Source organism: Bacillus sp. F56, from assembly GCF_001748205.1.
In the GTDB taxonomy this organism is placed as follows: domain Bacteria; phylum Bacillota; class Bacilli; order Bacillales; family Bacillaceae; genus Bacillus; species Bacillus stercoris.
In genome coordinates this window covers 629,005-645,635 of record NZ_BDFC01000004.1, presented here as the reverse complement: position 1 = coordinate 645,635, position 16,631 = coordinate 629,005, and the positions used below count along the sequence as shown (strand labels likewise).

General features: G+C 44.8%; 16 protein-coding genes. 6 read left to right on the top strand and 10 right to left on the bottom strand.

Annotated features, from left to right (window positions below):
• Nucleotides 1-2: 2 nt before the first annotated feature.
• The 4 genes from ppaX to hprK are packed head-to-tail and all read right to left on the bottom strand — an operon-like array spanning nucleotide 3 to nucleotide 3,367.
• A complete protein-coding gene (ppaX, locus tag BFW96_RS03370) occupies nucleotides 3-653 on the bottom strand; it encodes a pyrophosphatase PpaX (protein WP_069838636.1) in 651 nt (216 codons plus the stop codon).
• Nucleotides 650-1,588, bottom strand: coding sequence for a nucleoside recognition domain-containing protein (locus BFW96_RS03365; protein WP_014665517.1), 939 nt, complete (start codon nucleotides 1,586-1,588; stop codon nucleotides 650-652). Before BFW96_RS03365 ends, ppaX begins: the two co-directional genes overlap by 4 nt.
• A gap of 23 nt (nucleotides 1,589-1,611) precedes the next feature.
• The gene (gene lgt, locus BFW96_RS03360) at nucleotides 1,612-2,421 is read right to left on the bottom strand and encodes a prolipoprotein diacylglyceryl transferase (RefSeq protein WP_014665518.1); all 810 of its coding nucleotides are present in this window, start codon (nucleotides 2,419-2,421) and stop codon (nucleotides 1,612-1,614) included.
• A gap of 13 nt (nucleotides 2,422-2,434) precedes the next feature.
• Nucleotides 2,435-3,367: an HPr(Ser) kinase/phosphatase gene (hprK, locus tag BFW96_RS03355; protein ID WP_014665519.1), complete on the bottom strand. Its 933-nt coding sequence runs from the start codon at nucleotides 3,365-3,367 to the stop codon at nucleotides 2,435-2,437.
• Nucleotides 3,368-3,548: 181 nt separating this feature from the next.
• Between hprK and nagA the strand changes: the two genes are divergently transcribed.
• The 3 genes from nagA to nagR are packed head-to-tail and all read left to right on the top strand — an operon-like array spanning nucleotide 3,549 to nucleotide 6,213.
• Nucleotides 3,549-4,739: an N-acetylglucosamine-6-phosphate deacetylase gene (nagA, locus tag BFW96_RS03350; RefSeq protein WP_069838635.1), complete on the top strand. Its 1,191-nt coding sequence runs from the start codon at nucleotides 3,549-3,551 to the stop codon at nucleotides 4,737-4,739.
• Nucleotides 4,736-5,464, top strand: a complete 729-nt coding sequence (nagB, locus tag BFW96_RS03345; RefSeq protein WP_069838634.1) for a glucosamine-6-phosphate deaminase — start codon at nucleotides 4,736-4,738, stop codon at nucleotides 5,462-5,464. Before nagA ends, nagB begins: the two co-directional genes overlap by 4 nt.
• 17 nt (nucleotides 5,465-5,481) lie before the next feature.
• Nucleotides 5,482-6,213 (top strand): N-acetylglucosamine utilization transcriptional regulator NagR, encoded by a 732-nt coding sequence (gene nagR, locus BFW96_RS03340; RefSeq protein ID WP_069838633.1) that lies wholly within the window; start codon nucleotides 5,482-5,484, stop codon nucleotides 6,211-6,213.
• Between the two features lie 19 nt (nucleotides 6,214-6,232).
• Here nagR and BFW96_RS03335 read toward each other — a convergent pair whose 3' ends face one another.
• Nucleotides 6,233-10,102, bottom strand: a complete 3,870-nt coding sequence (locus BFW96_RS03335; protein WP_069838632.1) for a lamin tail domain-containing metallophosphoesterase family protein — start codon at nucleotides 10,100-10,102, stop codon at nucleotides 6,233-6,235.
• 164 nt (nucleotides 10,103-10,266) lie between these two features.
• On the opposite strand from BFW96_RS03335, the gene BFW96_RS03330 reads away from it, so the two are divergent.
• Nucleotides 10,267-10,740: a MarR family transcriptional regulator gene (locus tag BFW96_RS03330; protein ID WP_069838631.1), complete on the top strand. Its 474-nt coding sequence runs from the start codon at nucleotides 10,267-10,269 to the stop codon at nucleotides 10,738-10,740.
• A 36-nt stretch (nucleotides 10,741-10,776) separates the two neighbouring features.
• Here BFW96_RS03330 and cypX read toward each other — a convergent pair whose 3' ends face one another.
• Nucleotides 10,777-11,997: a pulcherriminic acid synthase gene (gene cypX / locus BFW96_RS03325; protein WP_069838630.1), complete on the bottom strand. Its 1,221-nt coding sequence runs from the start codon at nucleotides 11,995-11,997 to the stop codon at nucleotides 10,777-10,779.
• A 14-nt stretch (nucleotides 11,998-12,011) separates the two neighbouring features.
• Nucleotides 12,012-12,758 carry a cyclo(L-leucyl-L-leucyl) synthase gene (gene pchC / locus BFW96_RS03320; protein ID WP_069838629.1) on the bottom strand — a complete coding sequence of 249 codons (747 nt, stop codon included), beginning with the start codon at nucleotides 12,756-12,758 and terminating at the stop codon, nucleotides 12,012-12,014.
• 429 nt (nucleotides 12,759-13,187) lie between these two features.
• On the opposite strand from pchC, the gene BFW96_RS03315 reads away from it, so the two are divergent.
• Together BFW96_RS03315 and BFW96_RS03310 are read left to right on the top strand one after the other, a co-directional pair.
• A complete protein-coding gene (locus tag BFW96_RS03315) occupies nucleotides 13,188-13,706 on the top strand; it encodes a MarR family transcriptional regulator (protein WP_069838628.1) in 519 nt (172 codons plus the stop codon).
• A 20-nt stretch (nucleotides 13,707-13,726) separates the two neighbouring features.
• Nucleotides 13,727-14,926, top strand: a complete 1,200-nt coding sequence (locus BFW96_RS03310) for an MFS transporter (protein WP_069838627.1) — start codon at nucleotides 13,727-13,729, stop codon at nucleotides 14,924-14,926.
• A 27-nt stretch (nucleotides 14,927-14,953) separates the two neighbouring features.
• Here the strand turns inward: BFW96_RS03310 and BFW96_RS03305 are convergent, their stop codons facing one another.
• From BFW96_RS03305 to BFW96_RS03295, 3 genes are read right to left on the bottom strand one after another with little or no spacing between them, the layout of a single operon-like run.
• Entirely contained in the window at nucleotides 14,954-15,313 is a 360-nt protein-coding gene (locus tag BFW96_RS03305; protein ID WP_069838626.1) for a phage holin family protein, read from the bottom strand.
• A gap of 1 nt (nucleotide 15,314) precedes the next feature.
• Nucleotides 15,315-15,512, bottom strand: coding sequence for a PspC domain-containing protein (locus BFW96_RS03300; protein WP_003228065.1), 198 nt, complete (start codon nucleotides 15,510-15,512; stop codon nucleotides 15,315-15,317).
• Nucleotides 15,513-15,516: 4 nt separating this feature from the next.
• Nucleotides 15,517-16,614 (bottom strand): DUF4097 family beta strand repeat-containing protein, encoded by a 1,098-nt coding sequence (locus BFW96_RS03295; protein ID WP_069838625.1) that lies wholly within the window; start codon nucleotides 16,612-16,614, stop codon nucleotides 15,517-15,519.
• Between the last annotated feature and the right edge of the window lie 17 nt (nucleotides 16,615-16,631).

Genomic DNA, 16,631 nt, shown 5'->3' with positions numbered 1-16,631 from the left:
GATTACTTCACTCCAACAATTTGTAATAGATCACTCATTTTCTCAAGCATAAAATCAGGCTCATGCTTCGCCAGCATTTCCGGCCCTTTAATCGTCCATGCGACTCCTGCGGTTTTTGTTCTGGCGTTTTTCCCTGCCAGCACATCATGGTAATTATCACCGACCATAATGGCTTCCTCAGGCTTGCTTCCTAGCTGTTTCAGCGCTAACAGCACAGGCTCGGGATCAGGCTTCGCATTTGTCACATCATCAAGGGTAACAACCGTTTCAAAGAATTCGCCGATTCCCGTGAGCTTGAGGCCCATATTGACAGTATCTCTTAATTTTGTTGTCACAATTCCTAATTGAAAGCCGGCTTTTTTTAATGCATCCAGGGTCTCATATACCGTTTCATATTCAGTGACGAGTGAATCATGCATGTCATGATTGTACGCTCTGTACATAGCGATCATATCATCGCATTTATCAGGGTCCATCGAGGAGAACGTTTCAAAAAGAGACGGCCCGATAAACGCAAGGACATCTTCTCGTTTATACTTGCCCGGATAATAATGCTCCAGTGTATGCAAAAAGGACGCGATAATTAATTCATTCGTATTAATAAGCGTTCCGTCTAAATCAAACAGAATCGTCGTTACTTGTTTGTCACTCATATTGCTTCCTTTCCAACCGCTGAGGGTTTCCACTTTTTCCATGTATGCGCAATAGCCATTGTCAGCAGAACTGCTGTGGTGACACGAATCAAAAGAAGAGGCCAGACCGGTATGCCGAGCGGAATAAAGACAAGTGTATCTTCCACGACCGCATGGCAGGCAACGAGAAATATAAATGCCAAAGTCATGTCCCGCTTGCTCACGCCGTCATCCTCGACAGCTTTGATCATGACACCCGCTCCGTAGGCCAGACCAATCGTCAGTCCCGCCACCATCGTCATAGACGTATTTTTATTCATGCCAAGCAGCTGCGTAAACGGCGAGAGCCACCTGGAGAACCGATGCAGCCAGCCTAAATCTCTTAAAAACTGGATGATGATCATCAGCGGGATTACTATTGCCGCCAACTGCAAAACACCAAGCCCGGCTTTCGTTAAGGCTTCTGCCAGCATTGCCAGCCAGCTGTCCGGCGCAACGCTCTTCGCAGCGATAAAACCGTACTGTGCCGTTTCCTGTCCGCCATGCCAAATGAGGTTGATGACGATGGCTGACACAGCGGCCAAACCGATACGCACCGCCAATATAACGCCAATTCTGATGCCAACCTTTGCGGCAACTGTCGATTCGATAATCAAATTATGACAGAATGAAAGCATAACAGCTAAAATAAAGACTTCTTTTACAGACAAATCCAACGTCAAAATCCCGGCAATTCCCGCATACAGATTCAGCATATTTCCCAGCACAAGCGGAATGGCCGCTTCACCGGAAAGCCCGAAGAGACCCATTACCGGTGTGATCAGCCGTACAAGCCAATCCATGACAGGCGTATGCTGAAGCAAAGTGACCAATAGTGTTACCGGGAAAATGACTTTACCGAGTGTCCATGTTGTTTGAAGACCTGCCGCAAGACCGGCCAGAAAGATCTTCTTCATCCCCCATCCCCCTTTGTTGACGTCTACTCCGCGTACCGCTCCTTCGAGTATCCCTTGACGCGTCTGAAGATGATGGCTGCCACAGCCAAAACAATCAATACGATTGAAATCACCTGAGCAATGCGAAGTGATTCTGTCAGCATTAAGCTGTCAGTCCGCATTCCTTCAATAAAGTATCTTCCGATTGAATACCAGATGATATAGATCAAGAACATCTCGCCTCTTCGCAAATTCGCTCTGCGCAGAAGCAGTAAAACAATAACGCCGACAAAGCTCCATAGTGATTCATATAAAAAGGTAGGGTGATAATATTGCCCATTGATGTACATTTGATTGATGATAAATTCAGGCAGGTGCAGGCTTTCTAAAAATGCTCTGCTGACAGCCTCGCCATGCGCTTCCTGATTCATGAAGTTCCCCCAGCGGCCGATCGCTTGGCCGAGCAAAATGCTTGGCGCGGCAATATCCGCAAGCTTCCAGAACGAAAGGTTTTTCACTCTTGAAAACACATAACCAGTTAAAATGGCGCCAATTAGCCCGCCGTGAATGGCAATGCCGCCCTTCCAGATCTTAATGATTTCTCCCGGATGTGCCGCATAATAATCCCATTCAAAGGCAACGTAATAAATTCGTGCACAAATAATTGCAATCGGAATGGCAAACAAGACAAGATCAATAAACGTATCTTTCTGCAGCCCCCGTTTCTCACTTTCCCTCATCGCAATCCACAGCCCCAGCAAAGCGCCGAGACCGATAATGATTCCGTACCAATGGACGGCTAACGGCCCCAACTGAAAAGCTATCGGATTGAGTGGTTCTATCGCTTCATTCATTTAACGCCAACTCCTATTCCTCTTGTTCACCGTCTTCAATGACGTCCGCCAGCTTGTTCGTAAATTGCTCAGCGGCATTCAGCCCCATCCGCTTCAATCTAAAGTTCATTGCTGCCACTTCGATGATGACTGCCAGATTTCGGCCAGGACGGACGGGAATCGTCAGTTTTGTGATTTCTGTATCAATGATTTTCATGGTTTCTTCCTCAAGCCCGAGACGGTCGTATTGCTTGCCCTGCTCCCAAAGTTCAAGATTCATGACAATCGTGATTCGTTTATTGCTTCTGACCGCGCCGGCGCCAAACAGCGTCATCACGTTGATAATGCCAAGCCCCCTGATTTCAAGGAGATGCTCAATTAATTCCGGAGCGTTTCCGACAAGGGTGTCCTGATCCTCCTGCCGAATTTCAACGCAATCATCGGCGACAAGGCGATGCCCTCTTTTCACAAGCTCCAGCGCTGTTTCACTTTTCCCGACACCGCTTTTTCCTGTGATCAGCACGCCGACACCATATATATCGACAAGAACGCCATGAATCGCCGTGGTAGGCGCCAGCCGGCTCTCAAGGAAGTTGGTTAAACGGCTTGACAGTCTTGTCGTTTTCAGCGGCGATCTGAGGACTGGCACCCCATTTTTCTCAGAAGCATCAATCAGCTCCTGCGGGATGGGCATATCTCTAGAAAGAATAATAGCTGGTGTTACATCAGTGCACAGAGACTCCATTCGCTGCTTTTTATCCTCTTCCGGAAGCTGTTCAAAAAAAGAAAGCTCTGTTTTTCCGAGAAGCTGCACGCGCTCTCTCGGGTAATATGTAAAATATCCGGCAATTTCAATGCCTGGTCTTGATAGGTCACTCATTGTAATCGGGCGGTTAATTCCTTCTTCTCCGCTGATTAATTCCAAATTGAACTGTTCCATTACGTCTTTTGTGCGAACCTTTGCCACGATATGTTCCTCCTGTTCCGGGCTGCCCCGAGCTTGCTCACAATACTTTCATTTTATCACTTTCAGGCTTGAACCTAAAACAGATTTTATAAAAGGCGGGAAAACACCTCAGCTGGTCTAGATCACTAGTCTGAAAAAGAGTAAAATAAAGGTATTCAAATTCCAGAAAGGCGGATCATCTATGGCAGAGAGTCTTCTTATCAAAGACATTGCGATCGTGACAGAAAATGAAGTAATCAAAAACGGCTATGTCGGAATCAATGACGGAAAAATCAGCACAGTCTCAACAGAACGGCCCAAGGAGTCATATTCAAAAGAGATTCAAGCACCTGCGGATTCCGTTTTGCTTCCCGGCATGATAGACATTCATATCCACGGGGGCTATGGAGCGGATATGATGGACGCAAGCTTTTCCGCCCTTGACATCATGTCGTCAAGACTGCCCGAAGAAGGCACGACGAGCTTTTTAGCCACAACGATTACCCAAGAGCATGGGAACATTTCTCAAGCGTTGGTGAATGCAAGAGAGTGGAAAGCGGCTGAAGAGTCCTCCTTATTAGGTGCAGAACTGCTCGGCATTCATTTAGAGGGTCCCTTTGTTTCACCTAAAAGAGCCGGAGCCCAGCCAAAAGAGTGGATCAGGCCTACTGATGTTGCGCTGTTCAAAAAGTGGCAGCAGGAGGCGGGCGGACTGATCAAAATTGTTACACTTGCGCCGGAGGAGGATCAGCATTTTGAACTGATCCGCCATTTGAAAGACGAATCGATTATTGCGTCCATGGGGCACACAGATGCCGATTCCGCATTGCTGTCGGAGGCCGTCAAAGCAGGCGCGACCCATATGACCCATCTGTACAACGCGATGAGCCCGTTTCATCACCGAGAACCCGGAGTAATTGGAACGGCACTGGCTCATGATGGATTTGTGACAGAGCTTATCGCCGATGGCATCCACTCCCATCCTTTATCGGCAAAGCTTGCTTTTCTGGCAAAAGGCAGCAGCAAGCTCATTTTAATTACTGATTCCATGAGGGCAAAAGGACTGAAGGACGGCGTATATGAATTCGGCGGCCAAAGTGTGACGGTAAGAGGACGAACAGCTCTTCTTTCAGACGGAACCCTTGCCGGTTCGATCCTCAAAATGAACGATGGCGCACGGCATATGCGTGAGTTTACAAATTGCTCTTGGATGGATATAGCTAATATAACTTCTGCAAACGCGGCCAAACAGCTGGGCATCTTTGACCGAAAAGGCAGTGTGGCAGTGGGAAAAGATGCAGATCTGGTGATTGTCAGCAGTGATTGTGAGGTGATTCTCACCATTTGCCGCGGAAACATTGCATTTATATCCAAGGAGGCTGACCAGATATGAAAGTAATGGAATGTCAAACGTATGAAGAGCTAAGCCAAAAAGCAGCCAGAATAACAGCAGCTACAATCAAAGATAAGCCTGATGCCGTTCTCGGTTTAGCGACAGGCGGCACGCCGGAAGGCACATATCGCGAGCTGATCCGCCTGCACCAAACTGAGAATCTCTCATTTCAAAACGTCACTACAGTTAATTTGGATGAGTACGCCGGACTTTCAAACAACGATCCGAACAGCTATCACTTCTATATGAACGACCGTTTTTTTCAGCATATCAACAGCAAGCCTAACCGGCATTTTATTCCAAATGGAAATGCAGACGATTTGGAAGCCGAATGCCGACGGTATGAACAGCTAGTCGAATCCCTGGGCGGCACTGACATACAGCTTCTCGGCATCGGGCGAAACGGACACATCGGCTTTAACGAACCGGGAACGTCCTTCAAGTCGCGAACTCATGTTGTGACATTAAATGAGCAAACCCGCCAAGCGAATGCCAGATATTTTCCTTCCATAGACAGCGTGCCGAAAAAAGCACTGACAATGGGAATTCAAACAATACTCTCAAGCAAGCGCATTCTGCTGATCATTTCTGGAAAAAGCAAAGCGGAAGCTGTAAGTAAGCTGTTAGAAGGAAACATAAGCGAAGAGTTTCCCGCATCTGCTTTGCACCTGCATTCCGATGTTACGGTTTTGATTGATCGTGAAGCCGCGTCATTAAGACCTTGAAAGGAACATGCTGACTTATGCATATCAATAAACAATCGCCTATTCCGATTTATTATCAGATTATGGAGCAACTAAAAAACCAAATTAAGAGCGGAGAGCTGCAGCCGGACATGCCTCTTCCTTCTGAGCGCGAATATGCCGAACAATTCGGGATCAGCCGGATGACGGTTCGCCAGGCGCTCTCTAATTTAGTTAATGAAGGCTTGCTCTATCGCCTGAAAGGGCGGGGCACCTTTGTCAGCAAGCCAAAAATGGAACAAGCCCTCCAAGGACTGACAAGCTTTACCGAGGATATGAAAAGCCGCGGAATGAAACCGGGCAGTAAGCTCATTGATTATCAGCTTATTGATTCAACTGAGGAGCTCGCGGCTATATTAGGCTGCGGGCACCCCTCCTCTATTCATAAAATCACTCGGGTGCGGCTGGCAAATGATATTCCGATGGCGATTGAGTCCTCACATATTCCGTTTGAGCTTGCGGGTGAATTAAATAAACCGCATTTTCAGTCGTCGATTTACGAGCATATTGAAAGGTACAACAACATACCGATTGCCCGTGCCAAACAGGAGCTTGAACCAAGCGCTGCCACCTCGGAAGAAGCACACATTCTTGGTATCCAAAAGGGAGCGCCTGTCCTATTAATTAAACGAACAACATATCTGCAGAACGGAACTGCTTTTGAGCATGCAAAATCCGTATATAGAGGCGACCGTTATACATTTGTCCACTATATGGATCGTCTTTCATAAAAAAAGCCTCCAACCCTTTTTAAGGATTGGAGACATGGCGAAAATCAAACTGGTCTGGTGCCGGACGATATGTCTCTTTTTTCGTCTTGAACTTCCAGATCGGTGATTTCGTTTTGCCGTTAAAACTGTCTTCCACTATAATGTACCAATAATAAACAGACTGCGGTTCAAGATGATCCCAGCGGAATTCAGCTGTATCCCCGCTCTTCACTTGCTCTCGTTTTCCGAGCTCTTCATTGGTATATACGTTACATTCAAAATAATCGGTTTCCACCTTTTTGATTCGTGGCTTCAAATCAAGCGAAAGGGAAAATTCATCCTTGTTGCCATAGGTATCCGTATCATAGTAATTCTTATCCTTTACATACGGAGAGTACGTCGATACGTGCACCATGTCATTGGCCTGGTCAAATTGAAGCAAACGCAAATACCCTTGCCCGCCTTCTGGCCCGCCCTGATAATCGGCCAGCATTTGATGCACGAGACGATCCGGTTTCCCATCACCATCATCATCAAGCTCATCTGTTTTTCTCATCGCACTATGATAATGCCCGCTCAACACCATCACAACATTAGGGTTCGGCTTTACGATTTCTTTGAATATTTTCTCTCCGATTGGGCTTCTGTTTCCGCTGACCAGCAAATACTCATGAAAAGCTAAAATAGCCATCCGGTCAGGGTGCTTCTTCAGTATCTGATTCATCCACGCGATGTCTTCATCCGTAATGCCCCATCCCATGTAAAGCATGATATAATCGTTGCCGTTGCTCGAAATCAGGTCATAATGTCCGCGGTTGTTTTTATAGGAACCGCCGTAATGCAATTTTTTATCAAAACGATCGCTGCCAAAATATTTGCCAAACGCCCTGTAGGAACCATCCTTATGTCCGACATCGTGATTACCGGCCAGCACGCCGTATGGAATTCCGCTCTTATCCAGAACGGACATTGACCGATCAGCGTTTTTCCACTGTCTGATATCGGCAGAATCATCTACAATATCACCCGTGTGGAACACATATTTGATATTGAGCTGCTTTTGATTATCTTTTATCCATTCGGTCTGTTTATCAAAAATATGCGGATAGCTTTCGGCGTAATACTGTGTATCAGACATCCAGACAAATGTGTACATATCCTTCGCAGGAGGAATTTCATCCTGTACAATCACATTCATTTTCGACTCCCGTACAAAACCGGCGGCAATCACAGACGCTTTCAGCGTAAACGGTTTGTCATCCTTCGCGACGAAGCTGTCAACAGGCTGCCATTCGTTTGTCCGATAATTCCAAGCATACATCGTCACCTTTCTCCCCGGCAAAGAACTGCCCTTCCAAACCGCTTCTGCCAGATCATTCTCATCAATTGATGGATCAACCGTCACTTCAAAGCGATGATAAGGGAAAAGCTCTTTGTTTTCTGTCGATACTGTTTTTCCATCAGTAGCTGATACCCGCTCCAATTCTTTATTCGTAAATGGGGTCTCCCTTTCCGGCACAAAGCTTTTCGGCGGTTCAGTCAGTGACGCGTGCTTAAATATTTTCACATGATTGCGCGCTGTATATTGAAATCCCCTATAAAAACCAACATCCATGGCATCATTCGTCGGATCCTTCACCCGCACAGAAAGCTTGGCCTTATGCGTGTCGGCTTCGCTGTCTATAACCTCCGGCTGGTCCGGATGCTCTCGTTCGGTTTTAAATATCCTCTCAATCACTGTTTTATTGCCCGCGAGATCCGTTGCTGTCACTTTTAGAGAATGTTTTCCCGGCAAAAGATCAGAAGAGGACGTATGATATGGGAGTGTAATGCTTTCTCCATCTAAAGACGCTTCCGCTTCCTCAATTTTGCTCCATTTATCATACATATCCGCCTGCAGGATAAGATTTCCTTTATACGTTTGCCCCTCGGTGATATTCGGCTCAATGTGAGGTCCTGAATTATCTACCCGTACAACCAGGCTGACATTTTCCTTGCCGTCGCTTGCTTGAATATGGTGAGCGCCTTCAGAAAGCTTTGATGTGTCCCACTCCAGCAGCTGTGATGTAAATAGTCCGTCAGGCAGATTGAACTGAAATTGCCAGCTTTTATTCGAGCGCTGATTATCGCCAATCAAGAGTTCCTTCTCAGGAGACACCCTCTGATCCCTGATCACCGTTCCATCCGATAACACCAATCGGGCGTTTTTGACTAAGAAGTCATCACGGTTTTCAGCCGTATCAAACGGAGACACCTTCGAACCCGATCGTATTGTAATACGCTGCAGCTGCTTCCCTTTGCGCAGCAGCGTCTCCGGCAATGGAACAGAATAGGTGCGGTATTTATTTGTCGTATCATCGAACACCTTTAGCACTTTGCCTTCCATCGTTACCGCGTTTTTAAAATAAAGGTTCGTTTTCCTCGTATCGAATGCAAAATATACTTCTTTTTCCATCGCGGGCTCTGTCACTTGTTTTTTCCCGTCAATCCATAGCTTAATGCTGTCAGCTTGCCCGTCTGTCGTGGCTTTGAGGAACTGAGTTCCCGACAGCGTGTCTCTGTTTTCAATGTTCATCCGCAAACCGTGCGACTTGCTTGTTTGTTTAATATCAATCATTTTAACAGGTGTTCTTGCTTCATTCATCCCGTCCCCGGCCGCCACGTAATACTCAAGCTGATCTTTCCCAATCAGTTCAGGTGAATACACAATATAATGGTAAAGATTATCGTTGTGGTCTTTTTCAGCAAGAATTCGCTTAAACGGTTTGTTTTCATCCGTCCGGTAGTAAAAAGCTGCTGTTTTCACCAGACTGCGATCCCTTATGTCAGCCCGCAGCTCAATGCTTTCAGCAGGGCGGACAGGCTTGCGGTCAGTCAAATCCTCAATAACCGGCTTTTCTTTATCCAGCTTGATTTTCCGTTTCTGCTCGGGTACCTGTGCCTGTAATACGGTTCCGGGAGACGGATTTTTTTCCCCGATTGAAATGTTCAAAAGTTCTGCAGTTCCGTTTAGCGGATACTTGTAAAGCACAGATGACAGCCGGCGCAACGCATGTTTCCGATAATGCGCTGCCGAAATATCCTTTCCTGTATTCGTTGATATCACAACCGCCCGCGGTCTCGTATTGGCCATACCCTCTGTCTCGTCTATCACCGCGAGATTTTTCCCTTCTATTAATTGTGTCTGATAATACCGATTGAAATCCTCCGGCGTCAATTCTGGATGCCCGGCAGGCTTCAGCCAGATGACAAACGTTTCGCCGGATGGTATCAAGATCTTTTCATCAGGTCTCCAAATCAAATCGGAGTCTGGCCCTTCTTTTGGGTAGCGGTAACGGATATGGTAGTCTTTAAAATCAATCGTTCTGTCAGTCGTATTATAAATCTCAATAAATTCATAACCGTCTGCGCGTCCTATGTTCTTCGTATCAACCGCCAGCTCTGTGATCAGAAGCTCTGGAATATGCGCAAGGTCAGCCTGGTATCCTTCAAGCTTCAGTTTCTGCGTCTCCGACTCCACCCGCTGCTTCCCATTCGACATCACAATGTAATACTCAAGCTCGCTGTTCCAAATCAAACGTTTCGGAATTTGTGCCAAAAACTTGCGGACCGCCCCGGGTGTCGGATCCATCGGCACCATTTTGTAGCCCAGCTCATTACTTTGTTTGTAAAAAAGAAAGGCGGAAAATGCTTGATACGAATTGTCGCGAACTTGAGCCTCAATCATTAGGTTGCTTCTCATTTCAGCTTTCACATCAATTTGAGGAGGATTTTCAAGCAAAGGTATGTAATGAGGCGTTTGAAATAGTTCCTGCTGTATAGCAGGAACGGCTTTCGATTCATGATGGCCGCCAGATAAAATGGATAGAAAAAACAATAGTACTGAAGCGATAACAATGTATTTCCTCACCAAAACACCTCCCTTTTCATGTATTTTGCGTCTGAACAGGGAAGCTTATGAGTTCATTTTTGTGCATAAAGAACAAAAAAACGTCTACCTCTTGAAAATCCCACTATTACCCAGTAAACTAAGGATAGTTAACCAGTTAACAATTAAATCAGAGAGGCAAATTGATGGACAACAGCATTCATGATGAATTATTTCAAGCTATACAACAATTCGCATTAAAAAGGGATAAACGCGTCTGGCAAAAGGTGCAGATACCATCCATTGGCATATCCTCACAATATCACGATCATCCCAAAAAAGACTGGACTTTGACCCAGCTTCACATTGTTTCCTGCATACATACCAGCCAAAATGTGAACAACAGCTTCTTAGCATCCCGTTTACACATCTCAAAAGCCGCTGTTTCAAAAGCGGTTCAAGCTTTGTTGAAACACAATATCATTACAGTAACCAAAAAGCCTGGCAACAAAAAAGAAATTTTTTATACGCTAACTGATAGCGGCAGAAAATTGGCGGCATTACATGAACAGCTTCATGAGAAAGCAAAGGAGCAATATAAACAGCTTTTCAATGAATTTTCAATTGATGATTTAAAAACAGTGACTGCGTTTTTCAACTTGTGGATCAAATATATGTAAAAAAAGTCTCACCCGCATGGGAGAGACCTTTCAATCTTATTGAGCCCTGTCAAACGTAATATGAAGTGAAACAGGTCCGCGTGTATACAGACCGGACTCAGCATAACGAAAACCTTCCTCTAACCTGATATTCCGCATTTTATCCAGCACAATATTGGCTACAATCTCGATTTCGGTTTTGGCAAAAGCTGCTCCTACACAGTTATGGATGCCAGATCCGAAAGCGAGATGCCGAGCGGCGCCGCTAAAAGCGCTCTTGATGCCGAGATCTTCCCGATGAATATTAAACACGTCAGGATGTTCAAACGCTTCTGGGTCCCGATTAGCCGCTCCAATCATACAAAAAACAATCGTATCTTTTTTGATTTCCATACCGCCGACCACCGTATCCTGGGACAGCTGCCGCGGAATCAGCTGAACCGGCGGTTTATAACGCAACGTCTCCGCAATGGCTCTTGGCACTAGCGAACGGTCAGCCAAAACATCATACATCTGCTCGGGATTGTTGAGCAAATGATATATCATCAGTGCCAGCGTCTTATCTGCCGGTTCCGTTGCGGCTAACAGCACATTCAAAATCAGTGCCAGTATATCCTTGTCCGACATCGCCATGCCTTCATATTCAGAAGTGCATAGGATGGAAATTAAATCTGATCCCGGATTGACGCGGCGTTCCTCAATGACCGGCATCAAGTAATCGGAAAGCTGTTCGCTACACCATAAAGAATGCGCCCGCGCTTCAGGAGTCTGAAAGATACTCGTAATAAAATCGGCAACTCCGCTGTGCCACTCAGCGATTTTTTCATGATCTCTTTTATCCAGCCCGAGCATGTCCATCGTGACACACACCGCAAACGTCTTTCCAAAATCATTGACGAGATCGATTCTCCCTTTTTCTAGATAAGGATCTAATAAGTTTTCTGCATTTTGCTTAATCAATGGAGACAGATGGTCCAATGCGTCCCCTACAAAGCTTCTCACTACAATTCTTCTTTTTGCGGAGTGTTCTTTCCCATGCATTTGGGCCAGTACAGGACCGCGCATGACGGGTTCAGCGCGCTCAACAAGTGATTTTGTCGTGAAAATATCTGGATGCTGAAGAATATAGCGGACGTCTTCATAGCGGCTGATAAAATAGCTGTCTATCGACTCTTCATAATGAACTGGATCTTCCTCCCGCAGCTGTGAAAAATAAGCATATGGATTTTCTTGAAATTGGTCAGAAAGCACACTAAACAACTTAATTGATTGATTCATGTTCACTCCCCCTATCATCCTTCAGATGTGATCCGTGTTTCAGAAAGCATCTGCGCCGTTTCCTGCACAATGAGATACCCTTGATTAGGCCGCATACGAATAGAAAATTCATGGTTACTGATCTTCTCACCGAGCTTCCACGGACGATGATAAACAAGGAGTGTCTCTTCCACCTCAAGAATATCCGGAGCTCCGAGAAAAAACGGCAGCTCTGCAATGACATATTCCACAGCCAAATTCAGCATATCCTCACTGACCTCTTCCATTATCAAACTGATTCCGCGCGCACGACCGATCATCGCTTCACGAGACATGTCCAAACAAGCATGCCGAAAATGAGGATCCTCAAAAAATGCATGTTCAACTTCTTGTCTCATCAGCTGATAAGCTTTGTTTTCCGTGAAATCAGAAAATGTATGGATCGCCTTCGAATCTCCGCCATGAGCCGCAAGAGCCCTTTCTGCAAATCTTCTGTTTCGCGATACCTCTTTTCTTACCTTTCGTTCAGCCTTGCCTCTGGGAGTGCCGAGCGCTTCGAGAAGATTAGCCGCCTCATGCCCCGCAAGCAAAACGGAAACGCTATTAAATTCAGCTGTTGCCCATCCAATCAACCTGTAAATATAATCCTCAGAAAACCTGCTGTTAAATGGGCTGATCCCCACCAAAACATGCCGGCGCCGTTCAAATATTTCTCTGCAGTTTTGTGTCAGTGACTCAGCAGTAAAAACTACAGGCTTTCTTTCCGTCACCATTTCGGTCATCTCATTCACCTCTAAAAACTTATCCCGCTTTAAGTCATCACCCTCAAAAATGAGATAGAATAACTGGCACAACTGAACAAGACGAATGGCAGGCAGCACTTAAAGTTTCTAAGTGAATTATTTTAAGTTTCAAAACTTCTTTTTTCATATTCATGTCATAATAAATGTTTACTAGTAAACATTAGTCATTTTATCCCTTATTGTTCCACCCGTCAATATGAATAGTACATATTTTTTCAAATAAATGTAAATATCACATTTTTCACACACTTTTTACACTCCTATTCAGCATGACATAACACCGGATAAAGTTTAAACACCAGCAATTGACAACGAAGGCAAGAAAAGATAAAATAAAATAGTTCACCAGTAAACAATTTTATTTATTGTTTTATCGTAAACTATTATTCCTAAGAAAGAAGGTAGCCTATGCCTGATTTGACAAAGCAGATGATATACGACATATACGTGAGAATGCTGCACCTTAATGAACAAAAAGCGAACACTTCACTTCAGCAATTTTTTAAGGAGGCTGCAGAAGAGGATGTGATTGATGTGATTGATATCCCTAAAAATATCACAAGCATTCATGTCATTGACTGTATCGGCCAGCATGAACCCATTAACAACGCGGGGATCGCCAGGAAAATGAATTTATCGAAAGCGAATGTAACGAAAATCAGCACAAAACTGATCAAGGAAGAATTCATTAACAGCTATCAGCTGACAGATAACAAAAAAGAAGTTTATTTTAAATTAACCCGTAAAGGCAGACGGATTTTCGACTTACATGAGAAACTGCATAAAAAAAAGGAGCAGGCTTTTTACCAATTCCTCGATTCATTTTCACATGAAGAACAAAAGGCTGTATTGAAGTTTCTAGAGCAGTTGACGTCAACACTTGAAGCAGAACAAACCGATAGGACTTCGAACAAACCTGTAAAGTAAACTAAAAGGCGGTGTACACTTTGGCTCATACAAAATCAAAGGCATTGATCTTATACACTGTTTGCTTCAGTGCATTTTTTGCATCTTTAAGCCAGAACATTTATTCACCTATTCTCCCGATCATTAAAGAATCATTCCATGTTTCCGCAGCTATGGTGAACCTGTCAGTCTCAGTTTTTATGATTGTGACAGCAATAATGCAAATTATATTAGGAGCCATCATTGATTTTAAAGGCGCTCGGATCGTCTTGATTACCGGTATTCTGGCAACGGCAGCAGCCAGCATCGGCTGTGCGGTGACTACTGACTTTACTTTGTTTCTGATATTCAGAATGATACAGGCAGCCGGTTCCGCAGCACTGCCTCTTATTGCTGCCACAACGATCAGCCAGCTGTTTACGGGCAGTGAACGCGGGAGTGCAATGGGAACGTATCAAATGCTCCTGTCCGCCGCACCGGCTATCGCCCCAGTTCTAGGGGGATTCATAGGAGGAGCAGCCGGGTACGAAGGGATTTTTTGGATCCTTACGGCCATCTCTATCGTTATGCTGGTGACAAACAGCATCGCCTTTCCTAAAGATTCTCCTACTGGATCTAAACAGCAAGCCAAAGGCAATTTGTTCGCTCATTATAAATCAATATTTACAAATCGAACAGGAAACGTCATTTTGACTTTAAGTTTTTTTCTCTTTTTCATTTATTTTGCGGTGATCGTCTACCTCCCAATATTGCTGACAGAGCACTATCATATTGATGTAAGCATAGCAGGACTGCTATATTTGCCGCTGGCGCTGAGCACGATTGCAGGGACGTTTCTGTTTAAAAGAATACAGGCAAAGATCGGGCTGCACCCCTTGTTTATTGGCAGCAATGTGATCGCGGCCATCAGTATCATCTTGTTCGCTGTTACACATTCCGTTTCTCTCATTCTCATGGCTCTCACACTGGCTCTGTTTGGCATCTCAATGGGGGCCATTCCTCCATTGTACTCCACAATGATCACCAATGAATTTGAGCAAAACAGAGGGAGTGCAATCGGAATGTTTAACTTTATCAGGTATACAGGGATGGCGGCAGGTCCAATGGTATCAGCTTATCTGCTTACACTAATGCCGTCAGCCATGTCATTTGGACTTTTAGGAGTTGTATTTGCTGTATTGAGTTTCTGCCTTGTGCCCCACATGCAACGCTCGCAGAATAACATCAAACACCACATGTAAAAAAGCTGCCTTTGCGGCAGCTTTTTTTTATTTTCTTCTAAGCGGCTCTAAAATGCCTTTTTGAATCAGCAAATGGAAGACCGACAGGATAACGGATGCCCATATCGCTGTGCCGAAGCCGTCGATTTGAAAGCTGTCACCCATAATGGACGCGGTCATCATCAGCGTGATGGCGTTAATCACAAACAAAAAGAGCCCAAGCGTCACCATGGTGACCGGCAGTGTAAAGATAATTAAAAGCGGTTTAATCAGCACGTTTAAGATCGATAAAATGAGGCTGGCGATAATCGCTGCCCCAATGCTGCTGATATGGATGGAGTCAATATATCCATCAATGACGATTAATAACAATGCATTGACTAAAATGCTGACTGCCCATTTTACCATGTCATTTCATATCCCTTTCTGACGGGACGATAAAAATCCAAATGATATAAATGAGCAAAACCGGCAAGACACTTGTCATAATGGCTAAGATGACAGTTATGACTCTGAGGAGTGATGCGTCCCAATTGAAATATTCCGCGAGACCTCCGATAACACCGGCGATTTTCTTATTTTTTTCTGAGCGATAAAGCTTATTCATTCGATCACCTCTGTGAGTACTTTAGTTTGATGGCGCCTGTTAGTGATTCTGAGAAGACGGTGATGTTTTGATCATGTGCCTGATTTGAAGTGAACATCATTTCTTTTTGAATGGTTTCATTTTTTTCCTTCAGCATCTCAACATCCATTAATTCATGGGACAGCGAACCAAGATTGCTTTTCAGCTCTGCCTTCACTGCGAGATCGTCTGGAATCGCAAGCTCCACACTCCCAGTCGTTGTTTTTGCATAAATGGAGCGGCAGTCTGATTCTGTTACGTTAATCGCAATATTTCCGTTAAAGCTTTGAACGTCAATGGATTCGCTTTTCCCTCGGAGATCGATCAATCCGTTAATGGTTTCCGCTTCTATCGTTCCGCAGCTGTGGCTGGCGAGCTTAATTTGCCCGTTGGCCGTTTCAGCAATGGCTTTTCCAGCTGTTAAATGTGAGAACGACAGCACGCCGTTTGTCGTTTTCGCTGAGAACTCTTTTACATGTAAATGTTCCCCTCTGATCGGTCCATTAAACAGCTTCACCCGAATCTTATCATACTCCTTTTGAGGAATATACAAAGTGACATTCGTTTTCATCGTCTTTTTCTCAGTACGGATAAAAAACTTATTTCCTTTGATTTCGCATTCAATATGCTGAAGAAATGCATGTCTCGCTGCATCCTGGCTGTCAGCGCGATATACCTTTGCCTGGCATTCCGCTCTGATATCCTCATCTTCCCAAGGGACGATATTCACGCTGCCATTGGCAATTTGCAGCTCAACACTGGAAAAGTCAGTATCTTTAAATTGAAAAATGTGCTGAACATCATATGCATGGCCGAAGTTTAAATCAAGGTCAACTTCCTTGACCTTTTTCACAGCAGAATCAATCCAGTCAAATAGCTTGGCTCCTAAAGACGGCTTACCGTTCTCTTTTTTTGCCGTTGTAAATGGCTCTTCCTCGTCATGAACGTGAACTGAGAGCGCTGTGATTTTCTCTTCTTTTTCCTTATAGTCGCTGTCAAGCTTTTCAATCAGTGTCAAAGCCTCTTGTGCGGTAAGCTTCCCTTCCTCAACAAGCTTAAGGATTCGTTCCTTTTCTTGCTTCATTACGATCTCCTCCCCAT

Bases quoted from the DNA above. Each gene is read 5' to 3' on its own strand.
- ppaX (WP_069838636.1), bottom strand. From the start codon at position 653: ATGAGTGACAAACAAGTAACGACGATTCTGTTTGATTTAGACGGAACG.
- BFW96_RS03365 (WP_014665517.1), bottom strand. From the start codon at position 1,588: ATGAAGAAGATCTTTCTGGCCGGTCTTGCGGCAGGTCTTCAAACAACA.
- lgt (WP_014665518.1), bottom strand. From the start codon at position 2,421: ATGAATGAAGCGATAGAACCACTCAATCCGATAGCTTTTCAGTTGGGG.
- nagA (WP_069838635.1), top strand. From the start codon at position 3,549: ATGGCAGAGAGTCTTCTTATCAAAGACATTGCGATCGTGACAGAAAAT.
- nagB (WP_069838634.1), top strand. From the start codon at position 4,736: ATGAAAGTAATGGAATGTCAAACGTATGAAGAGCTAAGCCAAAAAGCA.
- nagR (WP_069838633.1), top strand. From the start codon at position 5,482: ATGCATATCAATAAACAATCGCCTATTCCGATTTATTATCAGATTATG.
- BFW96_RS03330 (WP_069838631.1), top strand. From the start codon at position 10,267: ATGGACAACAGCATTCATGATGAATTATTTCAAGCTATACAACAATTC.
- cypX (WP_069838630.1), bottom strand. From the start codon at position 11,997: ATGAATCAATCAATTAAGTTGTTTAGTGTGCTTTCTGACCAATTTCAA.
- pchC (WP_069838629.1), bottom strand. From the start codon at position 12,758: ATGACCGAAATGGTGACGGAAAGAAAGCCTGTAGTTTTTACTGCTGAG.
- BFW96_RS03315 (WP_069838628.1), top strand. From the start codon at position 13,188: ATGCCTGATTTGACAAAGCAGATGATATACGACATATACGTGAGAATG.
- BFW96_RS03305 (WP_069838626.1), bottom strand. From the start codon at position 15,313: ATGGTAAAATGGGCAGTCAGCATTTTAGTCAATGCATTGTTATTAATC.
- BFW96_RS03300 (WP_003228065.1), bottom strand. From the start codon at position 15,512: ATGAATAAGCTTTATCGCTCAGAAAAAAATAAGAAAATCGCCGGTGTT.
- BFW96_RS03295 (WP_069838625.1), bottom strand. From the start codon at position 16,614: ATGAAGCAAGAAAAGGAACGAATCCTTAAGCTTGTTGAGGAAGGGAAG.